At 61.4% G+C, this 9,465-nt stretch carries 8 protein-coding genes; 7 read left to right on the forward strand and 1 reads right to left on the reverse strand.

What is annotated here, in order from left to right; genetic code table 11:
- Nucleotides 1-37 precede the first annotated feature (37 nt).
- A complete protein-coding gene (locus IG629_RS14660) occupies nucleotides 38-1,642 on the reverse strand; it encodes a lysine--tRNA ligase (RefSeq protein WP_193172690.1) in 1,605 nt (534 codons plus the stop codon).
- Between the two features lie 192 nt (nucleotides 1,643-1,834).
- Here IG629_RS14660 and IG629_RS14665 point away from each other — a divergent pair, with 192 nt between their 5' ends.
- The 7 genes from IG629_RS14665 (at nucleotide 1,835) to pheT (ending at nucleotide 9,415) form a co-directional block, all read left to right on the forward strand.
- The gene (locus IG629_RS14665; protein ID WP_193172691.1) at nucleotides 1,835-2,356 is read left to right on the forward strand and encodes a PAS domain-containing protein; all 522 of its coding nucleotides are present in this window, start codon (nucleotides 1,835-1,837) and stop codon (nucleotides 2,354-2,356) included.
- Between the two features lie 115 nt (nucleotides 2,357-2,471).
- Nucleotides 2,472-3,650, forward strand: a complete 1,179-nt coding sequence (locus IG629_RS14670) for a multidrug effflux MFS transporter (protein WP_193172692.1) — start codon at nucleotides 2,472-2,474, stop codon at nucleotides 3,648-3,650.
- Between the two features lie 157 nt (nucleotides 3,651-3,807).
- Nucleotides 3,808-4,968, forward strand: a complete 1,161-nt coding sequence (locus tag IG629_RS14675) for a M20 aminoacylase family protein (protein ID WP_193172693.1) — start codon at nucleotides 3,808-3,810, stop codon at nucleotides 4,966-4,968.
- Nucleotides 4,969-5,232: 264 nt separating this feature from the next.
- On the forward strand, nucleotides 5,233-5,430 hold the full coding sequence (gene rpmI, locus IG629_RS14680) for a 50S ribosomal protein L35 (protein WP_028467118.1): 198 nt from the start codon (nucleotides 5,233-5,235) through the stop codon (nucleotides 5,428-5,430).
- 15 nt (nucleotides 5,431-5,445) lie between these two features.
- The gene (gene rplT, locus IG629_RS14685; RefSeq protein ID WP_193172694.1) at nucleotides 5,446-5,811 is read left to right on the forward strand and encodes a 50S ribosomal protein L20; all 366 of its coding nucleotides are present in this window, start codon (nucleotides 5,446-5,448) and stop codon (nucleotides 5,809-5,811) included.
- A 134-nt stretch (nucleotides 5,812-5,945) separates the two neighbouring features.
- On the forward strand, nucleotides 5,946-7,022 hold the full coding sequence (gene pheS / locus IG629_RS14690; RefSeq protein ID WP_193172695.1) for a phenylalanine--tRNA ligase subunit alpha: 1,077 nt from the start codon (nucleotides 5,946-5,948) through the stop codon (nucleotides 7,020-7,022).
- A complete protein-coding gene (gene pheT, locus IG629_RS14695) occupies nucleotides 7,019-9,415 on the forward strand; it encodes a phenylalanine--tRNA ligase subunit beta (protein ID WP_193172696.1) in 2,397 nt (798 codons plus the stop codon). The genes pheS and pheT overlap by 4 nt, the downstream gene beginning before the upstream one ends.
- The last annotated feature ends 50 nt before the right edge of the window (nucleotides 9,416-9,465 follow it).

Below are 9,465 nucleotides of genomic sequence, written 5' to 3' on the forward strand. Positions count from 1 at the left end.
CATTGTCGTTGCTGGAGTTCTCTGGCGACATCAAGAATTATGCCGCCAGATCCTTGCCCGCCAGTGCCTTCTCGATCAGCTCGACCGTTTCATCCCGTCCGTAGAGCGCGATGAAGCTGCCGAAGCGCGGGCCCTGGTCCTGGCCGAGCAGGACCTGGTAGAGCGCCTTGAACCAGTCGCGCAGGTTCTCGAAATCGTGGCGTTTGCCGACTTCGTAGACCTGGGTCTGGATGGTTTCCGCATCGGCGTCCGCGGCGAGGGCTTTCAGCTCGCCGACCAGATCCTGGAAGGCGGCCCGTTCCTGCTCCGTCGGGGCGCGGTACTGCTTCTGCGGCCGGGCGAAGTCCTGATAGTAGTTCACGGCGTAGCCGGCCATCTGGTCCAGCACCGGGTGGGTTTCCGCTGTCGCGCCCGGCGCGTAGCGGGCGATATAGCCCCAGAGCACGGACTTGTCCTCGGCATGACAGACCGAGGCGAGGTTCAGCAGCAGGCCGAAGCTGAGCGGCATTTTCTCTTCGTTGCCGCGGCCGCGCCCTTGCGTGATGTGCCAGACCGGGTTCTCCACCTTCTTGGCTTCGTCACTCTCTTCTTCCAGCTTGTCGAGGAACTGGAAATACTCGTCTGTGTTCTTCGGGATGACATCGAAATAGAGCCGCTTGGCCCGCTTCGGCTGCTGGTACATGAACAGCGACAGGCTTTCGGGCGAGCCATAGCGCAGCCAGTCCTCGACCGAGAGGCCATTGCCCTTGGACTTGGAGATTTTGCCGCCTTCTTCGTCGAGAAACAGCTCATAGCTCAGGCTCTCCGGCGGCCTGGAGCCGAGGGTGCGGCAGATCTTCGAGCTCTGCTTGACGCTGTCGATCAGATCCTTGCCGGACATCTCGTAATCGACGCCGAGCGCGTGCCAGCGCATGGCCCAGTCGCATTTCCATTGCAGCTTGCAATGCCCGCCCGTAACCGGCACCTCGACCTTGCCGCCGCCGTTCGGGTCCTCGTAGACCACGGTACCGGCATCGGTGTTGCGCTCGATGATGGGGACCTGCAGGACGTTGCCGGTTGACGGGCAGACCGGCAGGAAAGGCGAGTATGTTGCCTGCCGCTCCTTGCCGAGGGTCGGCAGCATGATCGCCATGATCTCGTCATAGCGCTGCAGGGTCTCCAGCAGCGCCTTGTCGAACATGCCGCTCTTGTAGCACTCGGTCGAGGACATGAATTCATACTCGAAGCCGAAGCTGTCGAGGAATTCCATCAGCCTGCTGTTGTTGTGTGCGCCAAAGCTCTCATGCGTGCCGAAAGGGTCGGGCACCTGGGTCAGCGGCTTGTTCAGATACTCCGCCAGCATTTCCTGGTTCGGCAGGTTGGTCGGCACCTTGCGGAAGCCGTCCATGTCGTCCGAGAAGGCGATCAGCTTGGTCGGCACGTCAGGCATGAGCTGCTCGAAGGCGCGGCGCACCATGGTGGTGCGGAACACCTCGCCGAAGGTGCCGATATGCGGCAGGCCGGAGGGGCCGTAGCCCGTCTCCAGCACGACATGACCTTTCTCCGGTTTCGATCCCCCGATCCGCGCAACGATCTTTCGCGCTTCCTCGAACGGCCAGGCGCGGGCGTTCTCGGCGATCTCGGTCGGGATATGGGCGGTCATGAACTTGATCCTTAGCTTGCGATAGTGCGCCGGAAGCTAGGGCGCGGCGCGGCTGAGGTCAACGGTTCGCGCGAAGAGGGGTTGGGGCTTGTAGACGCTCGCGGAATCCTGAAAGTAGCAATTCTTTCTGTTTTTAGCATTTAAGTGGAATTTTATGGTTTAATCGGCGTGGGGGCGAGACTGGAGTTACGCTTGATCGATCCGAGCGAATTTTCGATTTGGTATCCTGAAACGGATGAAAACACGCCGGTGCACGAGCGTTCGGTTTCGTTTCTCGATTATTGCCTGAAGGTGAAGCCTCGGGACGGTATGGCCTCGCGGAGCGACTTCTCTCTCGAGACTCTGAAGCCCTGGCTTGGCAATATCATGATCCTGGAGTTCGACCGGGCCCGTGAGGATTTCCGCTATCGGCTCTACGGAAGCGAGATCGCGAGCCGCACAGGGTTCGAGTTGACGGGCAAATGGGTCGCCGATCTGGGTCCCGACGTCGGCGATATTCTTCGGGAGCAGTATTTGCGTGCCATGAGGGAGGAGCATTTGATCCTATGCCGCAACCCCTATGTCCATTCGCGGGCGCCGTGCGACTGGGAGCGTGTGGTGTGCCCGGTTGCAGATGGAGAGAAGCGGCAGGTTGTCGTTTCCAATCATATGGTGGAGTTGACCGGTCAGTTGCGGGAGTTGCGGCTGGCTGCCAATGGAACAAAGCGCCGCTAGATCCGGAATTTTTATCTCCGGACAAACCGTTCGATACACCTCATTCGATTATGTATAAGCCTGTGATCTAGGCCTCATTGCTGCGGCCGAACTTTCTTGAATCAGGATAATTCAGATGACGCTGAGCCTTTGGCGGTCCGCCCTGGTGCTTGGATTACTGTCTTTGGTAGGCCCGTTTGCGATCGATATGTATCTGCCGGCGATGCCGGAGATCGTGGCCGACCTCGCCGTTGACGAGACGGCGATCCAAGCGACAATCACGGCTTATTTCGTCGGATTTGGCCTGGCGCAGATGGTCTACGGACCCTGGGCGGATCAGGCTGGGCGGAAGCTGCCGATTTATGTTGGGCTGCTGGTATTCCTTGCCGGCTCCGTCGGCGCCGCGATGGCTGGGACGGCGGTGGAGCTGACCGCATGGCGTTTTCTTCAGGGGCTGGGCGGTGCCTCGCTGATGGTGCTGCCGCGCGCGATCATCCGGGACCTGCATACGGGCGCTGCGGCGACGAAGCTCATGGCCCTGATCATGCTGGTGATCTCGATCTCGCCGATGCTGGCGCCGCTGGCGGGCAGTTTCGTCGTACCGGTTTTCGGCTGGCGGGCGATCTTCTTCATTCTCTGCGGTGGCGCGCTTCTCAGTCTGCTGGTGACGGGGACGATGCTGCCGGAGACCTTGGCGAAATCCGATCGGGTGCCATTTAATCTACGTGCGCTTTTCAGGGGCATGCGGACACTCATCCTCGACCGGCAATTCTTGTCACTGACCTTCGTCGGCGCCTTCGGCATGGCGAGCTTCTTTGTCTTCATCGCTTCGGCGGCTTTCGTCTACCGCGATCAGTACGGCCTCGGCCCGACCGAGTTTGCGATTGCCTTCGCCGTGAATGCTGTCGGCTTTTTCGGAGCGTGCCAGCTTGCCGCGCCTTTGGCGGAGCGGTTTGGCCTGACCTTCGTGATCCGGATCGGGACCGCTTTCTTCGCCGGATCCGCAACTGTCCTGCTGGCCCTCCTGCTGACGACGGAGACGCATCTGTTCGTGCTGATCGCCTTTCTGCTCTGCGCGAATGCGGGTTTCGGCCTGGCCTTGCCAACGACGATGGTCATGGCGCTGGACGAGCATGGCGCGATTGCCGGGCTTGCCTCCTCATTTGGTGGCACCCTGCAAATGCTGACAGGAGGCCTGATGATCGTCGTCACGGGGCCGTTCTTTGACGGAACAGCGATCCCGATGGTCGCTGTGATAGCGTTCTGTGCGGTGACGTCCTTTGCGCTCACCTTTCTGGTGCGCGCACGATTTTGAAACTCCGTGCGGGGAAACTCCCTGCAGGAAGTCAGGTCGAAAATGCCCGTTTGTCTGCTTGTCGGCCTCGGAAAAAAATGCCTCCTCGACCTGCATTGCGCAGCCGCTGTCCCAGGGTCAGTATGCGATACCTTTGGGGATAGGCTGGACAGACTTCATGGATAAGAATTTCGCCTGTTTGCATGCGGAGATGACAGCATGGCGGCGCCACTTGCACCGTCATCCAGAATTCGGTTTCGAGGAGACGGAGACGGCCGCGTTCGTTGCGGGGAAACTGGAAGAGTTCGGCTTCAAGGAGGTCGAACAGGGCGTCGGAGGGACCGGGGTCGTTGCCACACTGCGGCGTGGTGATGGGAACCGGTCGATTGCCTTCCGCGCGGATATGGACGCACTGCGTATCGATGAAACCGGGTCGCCAGCGTATAAATCGACCGTCCCCGGGGTGATGCATGCGTGCGGTCATGACGGTCACACTGCCATGCTTCTGGGTGCGGCCAAGGCTCTAAGCGAGAGTGAAGATTTCAGCGGTACCATCAGGTTCATTTTCCAGCCTGCCGAAGAGTGGGGCAAAGGCATGCAGGCGATGCTGGATGACGGATTGCTGGAACGCTTCCCGTTCGAGGAGGCCTATGGTGTCCACAATATGCCGGGATTGCCGGTCGGGCATTTCGCTACCCGGACAGGCGCCTTCATGGCGGCCGAGGATAATTTCCGGATCATATTGACCGGCAGTGGCGGTCATGCGTCCCGGCCGCATGAAAGCCAGGATGCGCTGGTTGCCGCCTGCGCGACCGTATTGGCGCTGCAGACCGTGGTCTCCAGGCAGATCGACCCGTCGGAGCTTTCTGTCTTGTCGGTCACGGAAATCACGACGAACGGCACGCGCAATGCCATTGCAGGAGCGGCCGAAATCCTTGGAGACGCCCGCAGTTTCGATCCCCGGATCAGTGAGCGTATTGAACAGGGGATGCGGCGCGTTGCACGAGGGACCGCCGAGGCGCACGGATGTGATGTCATGATCGACTACAGCCGTGAGTTTGTGCCATTGCTCAACGATGCCGAGCTGACGGCCGCGGCCGTGGAAGCGGCGTCGATGATGACCGGCGATCCGTCCTGTGTCGATGGCGATGCGGCACGGATCGGCGGGTCGGAGGATTTCGCGAGGCTGCTGACCCGCGTGCCGGGAAACTTCATGAATATCGGTAATGGTGACACGGCCTCGTTGCACAATTCTGCTTATGACTTCAATGACGAAGCGTTACCCTACGGGCTCCAGTACTACCTGAGCCTTGCGCGCGAAAGATTATCCGCCGGGTAGAGCTTCACTGAGAGATATCAAGGTGAGGACCTCCACTCGATCCGTTCTATAACGATCCGGAGCGGCGGCACGTGGAGACGTCCAGATTGCCAAAGCCTGTCCGTTGACGGGCAGGCTGGTATGCGGGGCTCACAGACCGCTTGATTCTCCCGTTCCCGCTCTGTATAAACCCGCCTCCCCATGAGCGATCCTGGGGCAGCGCCGCGTCATGGCTTGTAGGGCATGCCATGCCGGCAGGTAGTAACCGCCAAAACGGAGATCGAAATGCCCAAGATGAAGACCAAGAGCGGCGCCAAGAAGCGGTTCCGGCTCACCGGCAGCGGCAAGGTGCGTGGTAACGTCGCCTACAAGCGCCACCAGTTGTCGAACAAATCCCAGAAGATGAAGCGCAAGGCTCGGGGGACGATGATCCTGTCCGATGCCGATGCGAAAATCGTCAAACAATTCCTTCCGTACGCTTAAGAAAGGGCACCAGAGATGGCACGTGTAAAACGGGGCGTCACGGCTCACGCCCGTCATAAGAAAGTTACGGACAAGACCAAAGGCTATTACGGCCGCCGGAAGAACGTCTTCCGCGTTGCCGTACAGGCGATGGAGAAGGCGGCTCAGTACGCCTATCGCGATCGCCGGGTCCGCAAGCGCGATTTCCGCGCGCTCTGGATTCAGCGCATCAATGCCGGTGCGCGCAGCTACGGTCTGACCTATTCGAAGTTCATGAATGGTCTGAAGAAGGCCGGCATCGAGCTCGACCGCAAGGTGCTCTCGGATCTCGCGATCCACGAGCCGGCGGCGTTTAAAAGCCTGGTCGATCAAGCCCAGGCCGCGCTCGGAACTGCCGACTAATACGAGGCATGCCGGATCATCCGGCAGCCTATCGGTAAAAGAGTTGAAAAGGGGTCTGGCCTTAGCCGGGCCCCTTTTGCTTTAAGGAACCCGCGCTGGACCGGAACCGGCACCGATTTGGGGTGAAAAAGATCATGCAGGACGTTGAAACACTGAGAGCGGAACTCGCCGCTGCCGTTGATGGTGCGGGAGACCTTACTGCACTCGAGGAGCTCCGTGTCGGCGCTCTTGGCAAGAAGGGCCGCATCACCGGTTTGATGAAGCAGCTTGGCGGTCTCGACCCGGAGCAGCGCAAGGAAGCGGGCCAGTCCCTGAACCGGCTGAAGGACGAGATCCAGGCAGCCATCGAGGCGCGGAAGACCGCGTTCGAGGATGCGGCGCTCGATGCCCGGCTGCTGGCCGAACGGATCGACGTCTCCCTGCCGGCCCGTCCGGAGACATCCGGCCGGGTGCATCCGCTCACCCAGACCACCGAGGAGCTGATCGCGATCTTCGCCGAGATGGGGTTCTCGGTCGCCGAGGGTCCGCATATCGAGAGCGACTACTACAACTTCACCGCGCTCAATATCCCGCCCGAGCATCCGGCCCGGCAGGAGCACGATACCTTCTACCTGCCGCCGGACGAGAGCGGCACGCCGCGGGTTCTGCGCACCCATACCTCTCCGGTGCAGATCCGCACCATGGAGAAGAAGACACCGCCGATCCGGATTATCTGCCCGGGCCGTACCTTCCGCTCGGACCACGACGCCACGCACTCCCCGATGTTCCATCAGGTCGAAGGGCTGGTGATCGACAAGGCCACCCATATGGGCCACCTGAAGGGCTGTCTGATCGATTTCTGCCGGGCTTTCTTCGGCGTCGACGATCTGCCGGTGCGCTTCCGGCCGTCCTACTTCCCGTTCACGGAGCCGTCGGCCGAGGTCGATATCGGCTGCACCCGCAAGGGCGGCGAGTTCAAGATCGGCGCCGGTGACGACTGGCTGGAAATTCTTGGCTGCGGCATGGTGCATCCGAAGGTGCTGGAATATTGCGGCATCGACCCGAACGAGTATCAGGGCTTCGCCTTCGGCATGGGGATCGAGCGGATCGCCATGCTGAAATACGGCATTCCCGACCTGCGCCCGTTCTATGACAGCGATCTGCGCTGGCTCAAACATTACGGCTTCATGCCCTTCGATGTTCCCAATCTGGCCGGAGGGCTCAACCGATGAAGTTCTCGATGTCCTGGCTGAAAGAACACCTCGAGACTGAGGCCACGCTGGAAGAGATCTGCGACGCTCTGCCGATGCTCGGGCTTGAGGTCGAGGAGCTGATCAATCCGGCGGAAAAGCTGTCGCCCTTTACCATCGCCCATGTCATCGAGGCAGTGCAGCATCCGAACGCGGACCGTTTGCGCGTCTGCAAGGTCGATACCGGCTCCGAGACCATCCAGGTGGTCTGCGGCGCACCGAATGCACGCACCGGCATGAAAGGCGTCTTCGCCCCGTCCGGGAGCCATGTTCCGGGTACCGGCGTTGATCTGAAGAAGGGCGTGATCCGCGGCGAAGAGAGCAACGGTATGCTCTGCTCCGAGCGTGAGCTCGGTCTCTCCGACGAGCATGACGGCATCATCGATCTGCCGGAAGACGCGCCGTTGGGCATGTCCTACGCCGAATATGCCGGGCTGGACGATCCGGTGATCGATATCGCCATCACGCCTGACCGGGCGGACTGCCTTGGTGTGCGTGGCGTCGCCCGCGATCTTGCCGCTGCCGGTCTCGGCACCCTGAAGCCGCTCGATACCAGTGAGATCAAGGGCACCTTCGCAAGCCCGATCTCCTGGGATGTGGACGTGCCGGAGCCGTCCCTGGTGCCCTATGTGGTCGGCCGCTATTTCAAGGGCGTGAAGAACGGGCCGAGCCCGAAATGGATGCAGGATCGACTGGTTGCCGTCGGCCTGCGGCCGATCTCGGCGCTGGTCGATATCACCAACTACATGATGCTCGATGTCGGCCGCCCGCTGCACGCCTATGACGCGGACAAGGTCGGCGGCGGTGCTATCCGCATCCGTCTTTCCAAGGCGGGTGAGAGCTATGAGGCCCTGAACGAGAAGACCTACACCTTCGAGGACGGCATGCTGGTGCTCGGCGACGAGAACGGCATCGACGACATGGCCGGGATCATGGGCGGCGAGCGGACAGGCTGCGGCGACGAGACCGTGAACATGTTTCTCGAGGTTGCGATCTTCGATCCGATCTCGGTTGCCATGACCGGGCGCAAGCTGAACGTGCTGAGCGATGCCCGCTACCGGTTCGAGCGCGGGCTCGATCCGACAGGCCCGACATGGGGTGTGCATCTCGCCTCGAAGCTGGTGCAGGAAATCTGCGGAGGCGAGGCAAGCGAGCTGGTTGTGCACGGTCAGGAAGAGGACTGGAAACGGACCATCACGCTGCGCCATTCCCGGATCAGGAATCTCGGTGGCATCGATGTGCCCGAAGAGAAAGCCAAGCAGATCCTGACGGATCTTGGTTTCGAGGTTTCCGGTAGCGGCGAGGCGATTAGCGCCGTGGTGCCGCCGTGGCGCCGCGATGTCGAGGGTGAAGCCTGCCTGGTTGAGGAAGTCATCCGGATAAACGGCTATGACGCTATTCCGGTGGTTTCGCTGGAGACCGGCCACGTGGTGCCGGCGCCGGCCCTGAGCAAGGCTCAGCTGCGTGAAGGGACGGCCAAGCGGGTACTGGCGTCCCGCGGCATGATGGAGGCGGTGACCTTCTCCTTCCTGTCGCAGGATGAAGCTGAACTCTTCGGCGGTGGTGCCGACGAGCTGAAGCTGGTCAACCCGATCTCCAGCGAGCTGGACGTGATGCGTCCCTCGATCCTGCCGAATCTGATCGCGGCTGCGGTTCGGGGCGCGAATATGGGCGCTGGCGATGCGTCTCTGTTTGAAGTCGGCCCGCAATACGCGGATGCCACGCCGAAGGGCCAGTCGACGGTGGTGGCGGGCCTGCGCGTTGGCCGTACCGGCCCGAAAGACTGGGCCGGCTCGACCCGCCCGGTCGATGCCTTCGATGCCAAGGCGGACGTGATGGCGCTGCTGGAGGCATTGGATGCACCGGCTGGCAACCTGCAGGTCTCCACCGATGCGCCTGCCTGGTATCACCCGGGCCGCTCTGGTGCCTTGCGCCTCGGCCCGAACGTGCTGGCGACTTTCGGGGAGCTGCATCCGAAGGTGCTGAAGGCGATGGACCTGAAAGGCCCGGCAGTGGCCTTCGAGATCTTTCTCGCCAAGGTGCCGACACCGAAAGCCAAGGGCCCGGCCAAGCCGTTCCTGAAACTCTCCCCGTTCCAGCCGCTGACCCGCGACTTCGCCTTTGTGGTGGAGAAGGACGTGCCGGCTGAAAAACTGGTCCGGGCAGCAGCCGGTGCCGACAAGGCGCTGATTTCCGGCGTGCATCTGTTCGATGAGTATCAGGGCAAGGGTCTGGAAGAGACGGAGAAGTCCATCGCCCTCCAGGTCACCCTGCAGCCGGTCGACGCGACCCTGACGGATGAGCAGATCGGCGATGTGAGCCGCAAGATCGTCGCCCAGGTCGAAAAAGCGACCGGTGGACGTATTCGGGGATAGGATTGCCTTTACCCAAACGCAAAAAGGCCGGGCACTTGCCCGGCCTTTTT

The organism is Nisaea nitritireducens (assembly GCF_014904795.1).
In the GTDB taxonomy this organism is placed as follows: domain Bacteria; phylum Pseudomonadota; class Alphaproteobacteria; order Thalassobaculales; family Thalassobaculaceae; genus Nisaea; species Nisaea nitritireducens.